This window comes from Fictibacillus halophilus (assembly GCF_016401385.1).
GTDB classification, from domain to species: Bacteria; Bacillota; Bacilli; order Bacillales; family Fictibacillaceae; genus Fictibacillus; species Fictibacillus halophilus.
Genome location: NZ_JAEACF010000001.1, coordinates 2,076,275 through 2,092,223 on the forward strand (window position 1 = coordinate 2,076,275; position 15,949 = coordinate 2,092,223).

A 15,949-nucleotide genomic window follows, 5' to 3' on the forward strand; every position below is an offset into this window, starting at 1 on the left:
CCGAAACTGTTAGTAGCATATTACCTTGTGGGGTATTCAAAGTGCTAATTCAGGAATTATTCCTGGAAACTTTGGAGTTAATTCGGCGATTTTCCGCTTTAATTTAGCGAGTTTTGGCTTTTATTCAGCGAGTTTTAGTCATATATCGGCGAGTTTACATATTTCGACATTCTTGACATACCTTATACCCCTTACCTATGCACTCGGAGAGGCTTTGGCTTTTTCAGGTTCAACCTCTGCCAATGTGGAATAGACTTACATAGCCAACATAAACAAAAAAGAACAAGTGCCTGCTAAAGCACTTGTTCTTCTCTTTTTTTACTTAACTTAAAGCATTTTTTAGATCATCGATCAAATCGTCAGCATCTTCAATACCAACCGAGATACGTACCAATCCATCTGTGATCCCTAATTCTGCTCTTCGTTCTGCAGGTATAGAAGCGTGTGTCATACGAGCTGGAACAGAAATTAAACTCTCAACTGCGCCTAAGCTTTCTGCAAGTGTAAAGTATTTTACCTTTTTCAGAAGTGCGTCAGCATTCGCTTGTGATCCAACATCAAACGATACCATACCACCAAAACCGCCAGATTGTTTTTTAGCAATTTCATGTTGAGGGTGATCTTCTAGTCCTGGGTAATAAATTTTCTCTACTGCTGGATGAGATTTTAGAAATTCAACGATTTTTTTCGTATTGCTCTCGTGAGCTTCCATGCGCAACCCAAGCGTTTTTATACCGCGAATGAGCAACCATGAATCTTGAGGCCCTAGAACGCCTCCTGTTGAGTTTTGTACGAAATGTAGATCTTCTCCTAGCTTTTCGTCGTTTACCACGACTAGACCTGCTACAACATCACTATGGCCGCCGATATATTTTGTTGCTGAGTGAAGCACAATATCTGCTCCTAGGTCGATCGGATTCTGCCAGTATGGTGTGTTAAACGTATTATCCACCATGAACAGAAGGTTTTTCGTTTTTGCCCAGGAAGCTACAGCTTCAATATCTGTAACCTTTAATAGCGGATTTGTTGGTGTTTCAACATAAACCGCTTTTGTGTTCGGTTTTAATGCGGCTTCGATCTGTTCAATGTCCGTTGTATCTACAAACGTCGAATCGATTCCAAGACGGTTCAAGACCTTCGTCATCACACGATACGTACCGCCGTAAACATCATCTGTTAAAATAACATGATCACCAGAATCAAACAGCATCATAACTGCTGTAATGGCAGCCATACCAGAACCAAACGCAAATCCGCGTTTGCCTCCTTCTAAGTCTTTGATCAGTTCTTCTAACGCATGTCGAGTTGGGTTTCCTGTACGAGAATATTCAAATCCGCTATGAACACCTACATCTTCTTGCTTGTATGTGCTTACTTGGTAGATCGGAAAAGACACAGCTCCTGTTGTTTTATCAGAAGGAATGCCTCCGTGGATTAGTTTTGTTTTGCGTTTCATAATCAGATGCCTCCTTCATAAATTTTCTTGCTTAAATAGCGCTCTGAGCTGTCAGCAAAAATAGTCACAATGTTTTGCCCTGGTTGTGCTGTTTGAGCTTCAATGAGAGCTGCGTGTAGCGCTGCTCCTGAAGAACTTCCAACAAGAAGACCTTCTTTTTTTGCTAATTCAGCGACTCTTTGAAATGCATCAACATCTGATACCGTATGGATACTGTTGAAATAGGATGAATCCATATATGCTGGAAGAAATTCCATGCCGATACCTTCAGTTTTATGAGGTCCTGATTCTCCACCGTTAAGAATTGAGCCTTCAGGTTCAACAATCACGGTCTTAACGTTTTCGTTCTTTTCTTTTAAATAGCGAGCTGTACCCATGAACGTACCACCTGTACCCGCACCGGCTACAAAAACATCTACATGACCATCAAGAGCATTCCAGATTTCTGGACCTAATGTTTTGTAGTAAGTGTTTGGGTTATCGGGATTAGAAAACTGGGAAGGAGAAAAAGAATTCGGAATCTCATTCAGCAATTCCTTTGTTCTTTTGATCGCTCCTTTCATTCCTTCTGAGGTAGGGGTATGAACAATGGTCGCACCCAGTGCTTTCATAAGCTCCTGCTTTTCTATACTAAATTTTTCTGGAATAACAAAGGTTACGTTAATTCCCTTATTGATCGCAGCAAGAGCAAGGCCGATCCCTGTATTTCCTGCTGTAGGTTCGATGATCGTTCCACCTTGCACAAGATCACCCTTGGATAGGGCTGCATCTAGCAGTTCCAAACCTAGGCGATCTTTCACACTTCCTCCAGGGTTCATGAACTCTAGTTTTGCAAATAAACGAACACCTTCTGGAAGTGAAAACTGAGTGATCTCCATGAGAGGTGTATTACCGATCATCTCATGCACATTTTTAAAATATTTCATTGAAATCGTCCTCTATTCTCCGAAAACAATATGCCACTCGTCTTTTTTAGCAAGCATCTTGCGCGCGATCTCTTTCGCACCTTCAAGACTGTGGTTAGCTGCCCAGCCACATTGAACTTCATTACATGCAGGTACTTCAGTAGCTTCTAAAACATCGTTCAACGTCTTTTCTAGAACCTCTAAAATCTCATCATAGTTATCATGGTTGATCACAGATAGATAAAAACCTGTCTGACAACCCATAGGACTGATATCCACTACAGTTGAATGGTGATTACGAATATTCTCCGCCATCAGATGTTCAATAGAATGAAGTCCTTCCATCGGCATATGATCTTTGTTCGGCTGACAAAAACGGATGTCATACTTATGGATAATATCTCCGTTTGCTCCTGTAGTTGTACCTGCTAAACGAATATAAGGCGCGACTACTTTCGTATGATCAAGGTTAAAGCTTTCTACATTCATTTTCTTTGTCATAATGATTTCAGCTCCTCCACGATTTTTTGTACTAATTCTGCTGAGTTCTTAGATGCTGTTTGTAAGAATTGGTCATAAGAAACACGTGCATCTTTTCCTGCAATATCTGATAAAGAACGGATGATCACAAAAGGAACGTTAAATTGATAACACGTTTGAGCGATAGCCGCTGCTTCCATCTCAGCTGCATATAAAGTCGGAAACTTGCCTCTGATATCTTCTACCCTAGCAAGATCACTCATAAATGAATCGCCTGAAGCGATCAAACCTTTTGCAACTTGTATGTTTTCTACTCTCGCTCCAGCTCTCTCAGCTGCATTCACAAGTTTTTCGTCTGGAAGGTAGTTCGGCGGCATCTGTGGTACTTGACCGTGCTCATAACCAAAGATTGTTGCATCTACATCATGATGGCGCACATCAGTTGAGATGACTACATCGCCTACGTTCAGGTCTGAATGAAAACCTCCAGCAGATCCCGTGTTTAAAATTACATCTGGTCCATAGAGTTGGATCAACAACGTAGTTCCGATCGCTGCGTTTACTTTTCCAATCCCTGATTTTAATAACACGACTTCTTGACCGCCGAGTGAACCTTTGTAGAACTCACATCCTGCGAGTTTATTTTCTTCTAGATCTTCTAATTGCTCTCTTAGCAGAACAACTTCTTCTTCCATTGCACCAATAATTCCAATTCGCTTCATAATAATCTCCAATGTCTATTTTTTTACCGCTTCCATCAGCCAGACATATTCATTAAGTTTTTTGAACGAGACTTCAAAATCATGTTTCTTAAATAGATCTTCTAGTACTCCAAGCGTTGTATAATATTCAGTCTGAAGATCTTTTAACAAGTTAAGGAAACCTTGAGACTTTACTTTATCATGACGCTCTTTTTTATCATCTTCGTGAAGATAAGCGGTATCTGCAAACACAATTTTACCATTCTTTTTTAGCAGCTGGCTATACTGTCCGATTGCCAGATCTTTTTCTTCGTCTGTTAGGTGGTGGAAAGCATAAGTGCTTACTACTGTATCAATCTCTTGATCGAGCTTTGGAAAAGACAAAAAATCACCATCATATAGAGTTAGATCTGGATGACGGTCGGACGCTTTTTCACGCATTCCTTTTGACGGCTCAATACCAATCACTTGCTTTCCGCTTCTAAGAAGTTTCTCGCTTAAGTTACCAGTTCCAACTCCGAACTCTAGGACAACACTTCCGGACCGCTGAACGACTGTTTCTAATATTTCATCATAATTATGAAAAACTTCTTTATATTCCTCATCATTTCCTGATACCGTTTCATCATAAGAGGAAGACCACTCATCAAAAAGATCAATAAATTCTCGTCCCATTTTTCACACTCACCTTTTAATTTATATAATTCCTATCAATATACTATGAATTAAAATCTTACAGGTTCCAAATTATCATAATTACTAAAAATTTTCAAATGAAAAATCTTTTTCTTTTGGCATAAATTAGAGAATGCTTTACTTAATCATAGTCCGAACAGACAGCTATGGAGTCAATTTAATCTTATATAGCGTGTTTAAGAACCGTTTTACTTGTTGTGTTATATAGACTATTTTTCAACAGCCTTTTTTGTACCTTATTTTTTGTAGTCGGTAAGTCAAACATTAAACATAAAAAAACAACCTGTTACTTTCAACAGGTTGTCTTTCTTCGTTTTATTGAACAGGTGTTACACTTGTTGGCTGCCATCCTTTTTCAGGAATCCACTGAAGCATAACATCATATTTTTTTCCGTCTGCTTTAGACTGTACGGTACCTTTTGAAAGATCAGGTCCTCCGCCATTTCCTAACCAAAAAATGGTCATCTGATCTTGTGGAATGCTGGTTGCATAAGAAAGAGCTTGGACCATCTCGTTCCAGTCTTGTGAACCGTCATCATACGTCTTTGTATGAGGTTCTGTTTGCGAAGTTCCGATTGGTTGCCATGGACCTTCAGGACCTCCACCTTCAGGCGTTTCTGATTCTGTCTTTTCTTCTTCTGTTACTTCTTCATCTGTTTTTTCTTTCTCTTCAGCTGATTTATCCTCAGATTTGGAATCCTCATCATCAGATTTTGACTTTGAATCATCCGTTTCCATTTCAATTGAACTGTTATTAGAATCGTCGTTTTCAGTAGTTTGTTCAGAACTAGATTTGTTCGTTGAAGCTGTTTGATCATCATCACCTGAGAAAAGATTAAATGCAACAACAACAATCAGTAAAACAACTAACCCGATTGCTATGTTTAAAAAACGATTTTGTTTTCGTTTTTCTAGCCTTGATTCATAACGCTGGTTTCGTTTCATAATATCCTCCTCAGTAAAATACTTTTTTTATTTTACCACGAGGAAGAGGTATAGCAACACTATTTCCTATTACTCTTTTTTAGATTATATCTTCCATCAATTCGTTTTTCCCATTATTTCAACCGCTATGTCCCGAAATACAGGGATCGTGCGATTTACGGTATCGTGTTTTAAGTCTACGATTACTAGAGCATAACGAGGTTGATCTGCAGGAAAGTATCCTGCAAACCACTTATTGTTAAAATGTTTATCTTCACCTTTTTGTGCGGTTCCGGATTTTCCTGCAACTTGAAAAGGCAATGTCTGCAAGGCGTGTCCTGTACCTTTCTCGTCCTTTACCACGTTTAAAAGAAGGGACTGAAGTCTCATGATCGTGTAAGGAGAAAGCTTTTCATCTTCTTTCTTGTGATCTTCAAACTCAATGAGTTCTGTATCATTAGCAAAATTCACACTTTTAGCTGTCTTAACTTCATAACTAACCCCGCCCCTAGCAATCGTCGCCATCATATTAGCAGCTGCGAGCGGTGTAATCTTCACATCCAACTGACCAATCGCAGTTTGTGAGACAGCTAAAGAACTATTGTAATCTGATCTTTTCTTTTTTGAGCTGTAGATCTGACCAGCTTCTTCTTTATAGAAGTGAGAAAACGATTCTAGATGATAGACTTCTCCTTCCCAGCCATTACGCGTTAGTAGACCTAACTTTTCTGCATACTTTTTCATATAATCTGGATCTGTTTTCTGTAATTCATTTGCTAGATCTCCAAATGTTCTGTTGCAGCTCTGTGTAAAGCTGTCCTCGACGTTTAACATCCCTAGCTGCCTCTCATCTTTTTCACCGTAAATGTTTAAGTCACAATCATACGTCTTCGCGTTTTGTATCTTATTCCCTTCAATAGCAGCAGCTGCTGTTACAATTTTGAAAATAGAACCAGGGATTTGCTGAGACGTCATATGATCCACATGTTTATAGATGGTTTCACTTGAAAACAAAGGTCTGCTTGACATCGCTAACAGTTCGTTGGTTTCTATATCAATCAAAACAGCTCCACCTTCTTCGACACCATGAGCATCAAGTGTTTTTTCCACCGTTTCCTGCATCTTCTTATCTAGCGTCGTTTTCACGTAAAGAGGATATAAGGGGTTCGATTGCGAGCGAAATTTAACATCTAGTCCGAACAACGGATGTCCTTGACGATCCACATGATAGATATACTCTGTTTCTCCTTCCGAAATTAAAAAAGGATCAAATGTATATTGCATACCGTTCTTACCTGTTTTAGTGCTTATCGTAACAGAGCCTTTTTTCAGTTTATCTTCGTACTTTCTTTTGATCAGATCCGGATCTTGTCCAACCGCTCCAATGATATGATTAGCGAACGGAGTTGGGTTTCGTTTTGTGACAAGCTGAGCGTAGAGCCCGGGAATCTCTAGTTTATTAATCTCATTCATCTGCTCAATACTGAGTTCCTTTGAAAGAGAGAATGCTGACGGTTTTTTTAGTTCACTGATTTTTTTTGTGAAGTTACTTGTTGGTATATCAAGTATGCGGGCAATAGAATCAATCGGCCATTTTCTTGAGTAAAGATTAGGAAAGACGATAACTTGAGCTCTGACATCTGTTGAGAGCAACTCACCATTTCGATCAAGAAAATAACCTCTTCCATCGTTGATCGTAAAACGGTGTGTACGCTGATCAACACTTTCTTGTATGAGGTTCACTTTATTTTTGGAAAAGGAAGTAGTAGAAATCAGTTGTATATCAGCTAACCGATAAGTGAGAAAAAGGATAAGGAAAAGGAAAAAAAGTGCCACTACCATCGTTCTTTTCTTCGATAACACACGCTCACCACCTTACTCCTATTCTCACCCACTCGATTTGTTCCTAAACGACTGCAAAAAAAAGAAGACTTGCAGATTACTGCAAGTCTTCTAAACGTTGAAACGTTTACTTCACTTCTAGGATAACAACGCTGATTTCGCCACCAGGTGTTTGAACAGAAACTTTATCTCCAGGCTTTTTACCTAGAAGGCTTTTAGCCATTGGAGAGTCGTTAGAGATTTTACCTTCGAATGGGTCAGCTTCTGCACTACCTACGATGATATATGTTTCTTCGTCACCATCTGGAAGCTCTTTAAACTTAACTGTTTTTCCGATGGAAACGTTATCAGATTGGTCTTTATTATCTTCAATAATAACCGAATCACGAATCATTTTTTCTAATTGAACGATACGAGCCTCTACGAATGCCTGCTCGTCCTTTGCTGCATCATACTCAGAGTTCTCAGAAAGATCACCAAAACTACGAGCTACTTTAATTCGTTCAACAACTTCTTTTCTTCGTTCTGTTTTTAAAAACTCTAGTTCGTTTTCTAGCTTCTGTTTACCCTCTAAGGTCATATAGTGTTTTTTCTCGTCTGCCATTGTTTTTTCACTCCTTAAATAATCAGTACCCTTGTTACGTTATATGATAATTCGGCTAGGGTATGTATAAAAAATGGGTCAATAGTTGATTGCCAAATGGCTTAAAGCTGAAATTTGTCCGTGTATACCGAAAAAATGAGGATGATCTTCCTCATTTTTTCAATAATGCTTTGTCTTCCAATATCGTCTTAATTTTTGTTACCATTAAGTCGATCGCAACAAGATTCTGGCCGCCTTCTGGAATAATGATATCTGCATATCGTTTCGTTGGTTCTATGAATTGATTATGCATCGGCCGTACTACTGATGTATATTGATCGATTACAGATTCAAGTGTTCTTCCACGGTCTCGAATATCTCGAACCATTCTTCTAATAATACGTACATCTGCATCTGTGTCTACAAACAGCTTAATGTCCATCAAATCACGTAGTCGTTCGTCTTCAAGGATCAAAATACCTTCCAGTATAATGACATCTTTAGCATCAACTGGGATAATTTTATCACTTCTTGTATGTGCTGTATAGTCGTACACTGGTTTTTCGATGGAATCGTATTTTAGAAGTGAAGATATATGCTGGATTAACAAATCATTATCGAAAGCAAGAGGATGATCATAATTCGTGTCCAATCTTTCTTCCATCGATTTTTCTGATTGATCTCTATAATACGCATCTTGCTCTATGATTAAGATGGATTGGTTAGCAAACTGCCTGTAAATTTCTTTTGCTACCGTCGTTTTACCTGATCCAGATCCACCTGCAACCCCAATTACTATTGGTTTTTGTGCCATTTTGATTACTCCTCCAAACTGCATGTCCCATTAAGAATTTCTAATACTCACCATCATTCCATCCCCAACCGGCAAGATTGAAGACTGATAGTCAGGATGCTGCATCATGTATTCGTTAAAACTTCTAATTTTTTTTACTAGAGAACGAAGTCTTCTACTCTCTAAGCCGCTTTCATCAGCGACATACCCTCTAAAGAGAACATTATCTGTGACGATGATGCCATCAGGTGACAGCATGGAGGAATAATGATCAAAAAAGTTTTGATATTGTCCTTTTGCTGCATCTATAAAAATAAAGTCATATGGGGCATAGTTTTCTACTTGGCTCTGCAATTCATTCGCATCTCCAAATAACAAAGTAATTCTGCTCTCTAGATGAAACGAACTAACATTATCTTTTGCTATATTGTACCGTTCTTCATCTCTTTCAATACTAATAATTTCAGCATCTTCACATGCAAGAGCCATTCGGATGGCGGAATATCCAATCGCTGTTCCTACTTCTAATATACGTTTCGGTTTTTTCAATCTAACGTAGGACAAAAGCGTCTCCATCCCTGTTAGATCCATGATCGGCACATTATGCTCTTTCGCGTATTGCTCCATTTTTAGTACTTGTTCAGAGCGCGTTGGAATAATTTTTTCAATATATTGGTTCAATTCTTTTGAGACCAAAGTAACACGCCTCCTTCACACTAACCGGTATATTGTAACATAATCTTTATTTGAAGGCGAGAGTCCTATTTCGTTACGGCTGTTTTCTATGAAATGACAGATTGCTTCACTCTTCAAATAGATTTATTAACATGTTGATTGTACAGCATAAAAAAAGAGAATACCTACTAGTATCCTCAGAAACATGCTTAATTATTGTCTTTTTCTTGCCAAACCTTCCATTCATCTCTGTATTTTTTATATACAGCGTTATGTTCGCTTAGTGTTTTGGTGTAGATGACTTCACCGTTTGGTCTTGCATAAAAGAACAATTCCTCCATCTTCACTGGTTGCAGTGCAGCTTCAATCGCTTTTTCGCCTGGTGAAGTGATAGGTCCGATCGGAATACCTTTATAAAGGTACGTATTATACTTTGAATCATACTTAAGATGTTCGTATAAGACTTGAACATCGAAATTCTTTCTAGCATATTTAACCGTTGGATCAGAATCCAATTTCATATCCTTACTTAAGCGATTATAAAAAACACCGGCAATCTTTTTTCGGTCCTCTTCGCGCTGAGATTCTTCTTCTATAAGAGAAGACAACGTAATGATCTGAAAAAGTGAATAACCGCTATTCTCTATATCTTTTTCATGTTTAGTCAGGACAACAGAAGATTGCTCGATCATCTTGTCGATCACATCTGTTAATTCTGGTTTCTTCACATCAAAATCATAAGTGGCAGGGAACAAAAATCCTTCGAGTGGATAGTACAGCCCAGCTTTCATGATGTCATCGGGTAAGATTGGATACTTGTCTTGAAGCTGTTTCAAATAAGATTTATCAGTCATTTTTTTGATAATATCTGCTTCGGTATAACCCGTTTTCTGACTGATTAATTTTGCGATCTGCGGGACATTATATCCTTCAGGAATTGTTAAAGTTAGCGCTGGCTTTTTAAACATCTTTCCGTCTTTAAGAGCTGAAATAATTTCAGAAAGGTTCATGGAAGGAGTTAATTCGTAAATGCCCGCTTGAAAGTTACCTTCTCCTTTAACTCGTGTATAGAGTCTGAAGAAATCACCATTGTTGATCAACCCTTTATCCTCAAGCTCTTGTCCTATTTTTGAAGAAGAAGAACCAATTGGAATTTCCACCGTAATTTTTTCATTATTAGTTGAGTCGATCGGCTCAATATTTTTATTGTAATAATAATAAGCACCTATGGCCGCAGCAATGATTAAAGCAACAATTAGAAACAAAATAGATAGAACAATCGTTTTGGTACGTTTTTTACTTTTATTTTCATTTATGTAATTCCCAGATGACTGGAGATGTAACATGTTATGTCCCCCTTCCCACCTGTTTAATTATACGTTTACTAGCAGAAATTGTCGAGATTAGCCGTAAAATGGAATAAAAAAAGGAAGTTGGTTTTAAAAAACCAACTTCCTTTTCTTTTCATCAATTTTCAGTTTCGTACTCATCATCTTGAAATGTGTTTAGCATTTCTTCGATCATGTCCCATTCTTCGTCTGACTCAAGTGGGAATAGAGCAAGATCGTCTTCTTCTCCATTTTCTTCATAACGGAAAGGGAAAACTTCAACTTCATCCGTATCATCATCTTCTGAATCAGCTACAGGAATAGTTACCATGTATGATTTTCCAGTTTGGTCTACATCAAATTTAAATAAAACTTCAAATAAATTTTCGTCACCGTTCTCGTCTGGAATAACGATGCGTTCGCGTTCTTCTTTTGCCATAATTGGCTCACCTCTACTTTTCTTATTGTTGGCTGTCCAAGTAACCTTGAAGGATGATCGAAGCTGCCAGCTTATCGATCACCTGTTTTCGCTTCTTTCGGCTCACGTCAGCTGAAATCAACGTTCTTTCAGCTGCCATGGTGGTCAGCCTCTCATCCCATAGGATAACCGAAAGACCTGTCAGACTTTCAATATCTTTTGCAAAGTTTTGACAAGCTTCTCCGCTGGGACCAATCGTACCATTCATGTTCTTTGGAAGACCTACTACGATTTTGCTGATATCATGTAACTGAATCAACTCTTGGATCCTTGCATAGTCTTCTTTTGGCTTATTAGGACGGCGTCGTATCGTTTCGACTCCTTGTGCTGTCCAACCCAGTGCATCTGAGACGGCAACACCAATCGTCTTCGTTCCAACATCCAGTCCGAGTGTTTTTGTCAAATTAACGACTTCCTTCTTTTTGAGTGGATAAATATGATTTTACAAGCTCTTCAATAAGCTCATCTCGCTCCAGTTTTCTAATCATGCTTCTCGCATCATTGTGACGAGGTATATAAGCCGGATCTCCTGAGAGCAAATAACCTACAATCTGATTGATCGGATTGTATCCTTTATCCTGCAGGGCGTCATAAACAGAAAACAGAACAGTTTCAACATTCGTCTTATAAGCATCATCTTCGTTGAAGTTAAACTTCATCGTTTTGTCCATTGAACTCACTGGCGAACACCTCTTTCTGAAGATCTCCCTTAAGGGACAAATTAGTTCTTGTATCTATTGTACATGAAAGATGAAAGCTTAGGAAACGGTTTTGATCATTTCAACTGCAGAATCTATTCCTTCTTGCAGCTTTTCGGGATCTTTTCCACCAGCTTGTGCCATATCTGGACGGCCTCCACCGCCTCCGCCGCAACGAACAGCCACTTCTTTTACTAGGTTACCCGCATGATAGCCTTTTGTCACTAAATCTTTTGTTACTCCGGCTACGATATTTACTTTACCACCGTTTTCAGCACCAAGAATAACTACTCCGCTTTGAAGTTTATTTTTTAAATCATCCACGATTGAACGCAATCCGTTCATATCCATGCCGCTCACTTTTTTAGCGATCACAGAAACACCGTTGATTGTTTGAACTTCATCAACAAGGCTGCCTGCTTCCATATTTCCGATCTTAGCCGCAAGAGATTCTTTCTCTTTTTGCAACTCACGAATTTGTTCGTTTAATGCATCAATTCGCTGTGGCACGTCCTTAAGATTTGTTTTTAGCTTAGCTGCCGTGTCTTTTAAAAGCTGTACTTGACCGTTCATCAGGCGATACGCGTTCTCACCCGTAACAGCTTCGATTCTGCGTGTTCCAGCACCGATACCTGATTCTGATACGATCTTAAACAAGCCGATCTCAGATGTGTTATTTACATGACACCCACCGCAAAGCTCAAGACTGTAGTCTCCTACTTTTACAACGCGTACTGTTTCACCGTACTTCTCTCCGAACAGTGCCATTGCTCCCATCGCTTTTGCTTCGTTAATGTTTTTAACCATCTTTTCGACAGGAATGTTGCCCCATACTTTTTCGTTTACGATCTCTTCGATCTTCTCAAGCTCTTCAGCTGAGATGCTTCCGAAGTGTGTGAAGTCAAAACGCAAACGACCTTCTTGTACAAGAGATCCTGCCTGATTGACGTGCGTTCCAAGCACATCTTTTAATGCTTGGTGTAGAAGGTGAGTAGCTGTATGGTTCTTCACTACTTTTGCACGAATTTCAGGGTCAACCTCAACAGAAACTTCCATATTGTTTTCGAGAACACCTTTTTCAACAACTACGGTATGAAGGTTTTGTCCGTTAGGTGCTTTTTGAACATCTTTTACTTTAAGTAAAAGCTCTTTACCTGTTATCGTTCCTTGGTCCGCGATCTGACCACCGCTTTCAGCGTAAAATGGTGTCACATCTAGAATGACCTGTGCTTCTTCTTCTGAAGCGACCATCGCCACTCGTTCACCGTTTTGTAGTACTTCTAAAATTTCCGCTTCTCCTGTTAAGTGGTCATAACCAGAGAACTCACTTTTCACGGTAATATCAGAAAGAACTCCACCTTGAACTTGCATGCTGTCTACTTCTTGTCTTGCCGCACGTGCACGTTCACGTTGAGCCTTCATCTCGTTTTCAAAGCCTTCTAAATCTACATCCATTCCGTTTTCAGCTGCATATTCTTGAGTGAGCTCAAATGGGAAACCAAACGTATCGTAGAGCTTGAATGCGTCTTTTCCGGAAATAACGTTTCTTCCTTCTTCTTTTTCTTTTGCCATCACATCTTCTAAGATGGCAAGACCTTCGTTGATCGTTTCATGGAATCGCTCTTCTTCAGTCTTGATAACTTTTTGAATGAACGGAACTTTTTCTTTTACTTCTGGGTAGAAGTCAACCATGATGTCTGCAACAGTTGGTACTAGTTCATACATGAAAGGCTTGTTGATGTTGATCTTTTTCGCAAAACGAATCGCTCTTCTGATCAAACGTCGAAGAATATATCCTCTTCCTTCATTTGATGGTAGAGCACTGTCACCAATCGCAAAACTTACCGTACGAACATGGTCAGCGATTACTTTAAACGCAGTGTCTGTCTCTGTGCTTAAGCCATAAGACGTGTCAGAAAGCTTTTCTGTTGCTTTGATGATTGGCATGAATAGATCTGTTTCAAAGTTCGTCTTTGTGTCTTGGATTACACAAACCATTCTCTCGAGTCCCATACCTGTATCGATGTTCTTCTTAGGAAGTGGTGTATATGTGCCATCCGGATTATGGTTGAACTGAGAGAACACAAGGTTCCATACTTCAAGATATCTATCGTTCTCTCCACCGGGATATAGTTCAGGGTCAGATAGATCGCTGCCGAAAGCTTCACCGCGGTCATAGAAGATCTCTGTGTTAGGCCCGCTCGGTCCCTCACCGATATCCCAGAAGTTTCCTTCCAATCGAATGATACGCTCTTCAGGTAATCCTATTTGTTTTGTCCAAATATCAAACGCCTCATCGTCTTCCGGGTGGATCGTCACAGAAAGTTTTTCAGGATCAAAGCCGATCCATTTTTCACTCGTTAAGAATTCCCATGCCCAAAGAATAGCTTCCACTTTAAAGTAATCACCGATCGAAAAGTTTCCTAGCATCTCGAAGAACGTGTGGTGCCTAGTTGTAATACCAACATTCTCGATATCGTTCGTACGGATCGATTTTTGTGCATTTGTGATACGAGGGTTCTCAGGAATCACGCGGCCGTCAAAGTATTTTTTAAGTGTTGCGACACCACTGTTGATCCATAAAAGAGTAGGATCTTCATGCGGAACTAAGGAAGCGCTAGGTTCTACACCATGGCCTTTTTCTTGGAAAAAATCAAGGAACATCTGTCTAACTTGAGCTGAAGTCAAATTTTTCATCGTTTTCATTCTCCTTTTTTAGATAAATATAAAAGACTGATTTCGTATTCATGTTGCTATTGAAGGTAGTTGATTTCCGCTCCAGGTCGCTCGCTTTCCATGGGGCGTGCGGTGAGCCTCCTGCCGCTTTGCGCCATTAGGAGTCTCCACCTGACCGCTCGTCCCATAGGAGTCTCGCCACCTTCCGCTGCAATCAACTTGCATAAGAAGAGAAAAGATCTAAAGCAACAATCTTTTAGAAAGAGCCTAGTTAAATAATGTAAGTGATTGAATTGGTAATTAGGTACAAAATCAAACCTAAACCTACAAACTTATGCCAAGTGGCAAAATAAAAAACTCCCATCCCTATAAAAAAACAGGGACGAGAGTTTGAATTCACGCGGTACCACCCTGGTTATATGCTTCAAATAAGCATATCACCTTGATTAAAGCCTTAACGCGGCATAACGGCAGATTTTCCTTCTGCACTCCAGAGTAGCTTTCTGCTTCGCTTCTTCCTAAAACATCTTTCAGCCGATGGATGTTTTTCTCTTTTGGAAGGACTGAAACGTACTTTTCTCTTTCAGCGATTTTTGATCTTCTAGCGTTAGTATACGTTTATTTATTCTTACTTGTCAATCGGATGATGATTGAAGTCGATGTTCCCTGATGTGTATGATAATGACCTTGATCACACTAAAAATCGGAACAGCTAAAATCATTCCTGGTACACCAGCCAATTCTCCGCCAAGCAATAATGAAAAAATAATAAAGACTGGATGGATATGCAGGTTCTTTCCGACAATAAATGGACCAAGGATGTTGCCTTCTATAAACTGCAGAACTAACATGATCCCGACGGTAATCCATACCATCTTCCAAGATATAGTTAAGGCGATCAACACGACCGGGATCGCCCCTAAGATCGGACCGAAGTATGGAATGATGTCCGTTATGGCGATTACGAGTCCTAATAGTATAGGATAAGGCATACCAACAACCCAAAGAGCAATCATGGCCGCAGCTCCTAGTATGGCACCTACAAACAACTGTCCTCTAATGTATCCTCCAAGTGATTGATCGATATCTTTTATTAAGTGCTTTCCTTCATAACGGTATTTTCTTGGTGTTAGGTACCAAAGTGCTTTTTTCAGCTTTTCAAAATCGTTTAAAAAATAAAACACTAAAAAAGGTACGACGATGATAACAAAGAAATAGTCTACAATTTTTCTTAATGAAAAGATCGCATTGGTCAATACATCCTGTGCGTTACTTTCCATTTTAACGATATAATTTTCTATTTTAGAATGAACCGAATACGGAAGTGCAGATGTTCCACGGTCCACTTGGTACAATAGTGCCTTATAATCCTCAGCAAGTACTGGTACGTTGACTAACAGCTGCTTCATCTGTACGACGAAATAAGGAAACCCTTTTACTGCCGCAAACCCGAGACCACCAAAGAAAAGGATGTATATACTTAAGATCGCAACAAAGCGAGGCAATCCCTTTTCATGGACGTATTCAACGACGGGATGGAGTAGATATGTAATAAGAGCAGCAAGAAAAAAAGGCAGAAAGACCCCTTTTATCGCACTCCATAATGGCTCGTAAAGAGGGTAAAGTTTCATTAAAAGAAACAAACATAAAAACAATAATAAAGAAAGGCTCAACCGGTAAACCCACTTCATTCGAATGTCTTTTGTCATCCTTT

16 protein-coding genes and 1 other annotated feature are annotated in these 15,949 nt (G+C 39.3%); all 16 genes read right to left on the reverse strand.

Going from position 1 to position 15,949, the window contains the following annotated elements:
* Nucleotides 1-322 precede the first annotated feature (322 nt).
* The gene (locus I5J82_RS10905; protein WP_198767873.1) at nucleotides 323-1,456 is read right to left on the reverse strand and encodes a bifunctional cystathionine gamma-lyase/homocysteine desulfhydrase; all 1,134 of its coding nucleotides are present in this window, start codon (nucleotides 1,454-1,456) and stop codon (nucleotides 323-325) included.
* A 2-nt stretch (nucleotides 1,457-1,458) separates the two neighbouring features.
* Complete coding sequence (locus I5J82_RS10910) at nucleotides 1,459-2,382, reverse strand: PLP-dependent cysteine synthase family protein (protein WP_198767874.1); 924 nt, start codon at nucleotides 2,380-2,382, stop codon at nucleotides 1,459-1,461.
* Nucleotides 2,383-2,394: 12 nt separating this feature from the next.
* On the reverse strand, nucleotides 2,395-2,862 hold the full coding sequence (locus tag I5J82_RS10915) for an S-ribosylhomocysteine lyase (RefSeq protein ID WP_066396416.1): 468 nt from the start codon (nucleotides 2,860-2,862) through the stop codon (nucleotides 2,395-2,397).
* Complete coding sequence (mtnN, locus tag I5J82_RS10920; protein WP_198767875.1) at nucleotides 2,859-3,563, reverse strand: 5'-methylthioadenosine/S-adenosylhomocysteine nucleosidase; 705 nt, start codon at nucleotides 3,561-3,563, stop codon at nucleotides 2,859-2,861. The genes I5J82_RS10915 and mtnN overlap by 4 nt, the downstream gene beginning before the upstream one ends.
* A gap of 15 nt (nucleotides 3,564-3,578) precedes the next feature.
* On the reverse strand, nucleotides 3,579-4,217 hold the full coding sequence (locus I5J82_RS10925; protein ID WP_198767876.1) for a class I SAM-dependent methyltransferase: 639 nt from the start codon (nucleotides 4,215-4,217) through the stop codon (nucleotides 3,579-3,581).
* A 336-nt stretch (nucleotides 4,218-4,553) separates the two neighbouring features.
* The gene (locus tag I5J82_RS10930) at nucleotides 4,554-5,183 is read right to left on the reverse strand and encodes a YrrS family protein (protein ID WP_198767877.1); all 630 of its coding nucleotides are present in this window, start codon (nucleotides 5,181-5,183) and stop codon (nucleotides 4,554-4,556) included.
* Nucleotides 5,184-5,279: 96 nt separating this feature from the next.
* Nucleotides 5,280-7,025, reverse strand: coding sequence for a peptidoglycan D,D-transpeptidase FtsI family protein (locus tag I5J82_RS10935; RefSeq protein ID WP_198767878.1), 1,746 nt, complete (start codon nucleotides 7,023-7,025; stop codon nucleotides 5,280-5,282).
* 106 nt (nucleotides 7,026-7,131) lie between these two features.
* Nucleotides 7,132-7,608, reverse strand: a complete 477-nt coding sequence (gene greA, locus I5J82_RS10940) for a transcription elongation factor GreA (RefSeq protein ID WP_066396425.1) — start codon at nucleotides 7,606-7,608, stop codon at nucleotides 7,132-7,134.
* Between the two features lie 151 nt (nucleotides 7,609-7,759).
* Nucleotides 7,760-8,401, reverse strand: a complete 642-nt coding sequence (gene udk, locus I5J82_RS10945) for a uridine kinase (protein WP_066396435.1) — start codon at nucleotides 8,399-8,401, stop codon at nucleotides 7,760-7,762.
* 30 nt (nucleotides 8,402-8,431) lie between these two features.
* Nucleotides 8,432-9,076, reverse strand: a complete 645-nt coding sequence (locus I5J82_RS10950) for an O-methyltransferase (RefSeq protein WP_233096463.1) — start codon at nucleotides 9,074-9,076, stop codon at nucleotides 8,432-8,434.
* Between the two features lie 188 nt (nucleotides 9,077-9,264).
* Nucleotides 9,265-10,401, reverse strand: coding sequence for an endolytic transglycosylase MltG (mltG, locus tag I5J82_RS10955; RefSeq protein ID WP_198767879.1), 1,137 nt, complete (start codon nucleotides 10,399-10,401; stop codon nucleotides 9,265-9,267).
* 121 nt (nucleotides 10,402-10,522) lie between these two features.
* The gene (locus I5J82_RS10960; RefSeq protein ID WP_198767880.1) at nucleotides 10,523-10,822 is read right to left on the reverse strand and encodes a DUF1292 domain-containing protein; all 300 of its coding nucleotides are present in this window, start codon (nucleotides 10,820-10,822) and stop codon (nucleotides 10,523-10,525) included.
* A gap of 22 nt (nucleotides 10,823-10,844) precedes the next feature.
* Entirely contained in the window at nucleotides 10,845-11,264 is a 420-nt protein-coding gene (gene ruvX, locus I5J82_RS10965; RefSeq protein WP_198767881.1) for a Holliday junction resolvase RuvX, read from the reverse strand.
* A 1-nt stretch (nucleotide 11,265) separates the two neighbouring features.
* Nucleotides 11,266-11,541: an IreB family regulatory phosphoprotein gene (locus I5J82_RS10970; protein ID WP_066240205.1), complete on the reverse strand. Its 276-nt coding sequence runs from the start codon at nucleotides 11,539-11,541 to the stop codon at nucleotides 11,266-11,268.
* Between the two features lie 78 nt (nucleotides 11,542-11,619).
* Nucleotides 11,620-14,256 carry an alanine--tRNA ligase gene (gene alaS, locus I5J82_RS10975; RefSeq protein WP_198767882.1) on the reverse strand — a complete coding sequence of 879 codons (2,637 nt, stop codon included), beginning with the start codon at nucleotides 14,254-14,256 and terminating at the stop codon, nucleotides 11,620-11,622.
* Nucleotides 14,257-14,610: 354 nt separating this feature from the next.
* Nucleotides 14,611-14,831 (reverse strand) — a binding site (T-box leader).
* Between the two features lie 39 nt (nucleotides 14,832-14,870).
* Nucleotides 14,871-15,944 carry an AI-2E family transporter gene (locus I5J82_RS10980; protein WP_198767883.1) on the reverse strand — a complete coding sequence of 358 codons (1,074 nt, stop codon included), beginning with the start codon at nucleotides 15,942-15,944 and terminating at the stop codon, nucleotides 14,871-14,873.
* Nucleotides 15,945-15,949 lie beyond the last annotated feature (5 nt).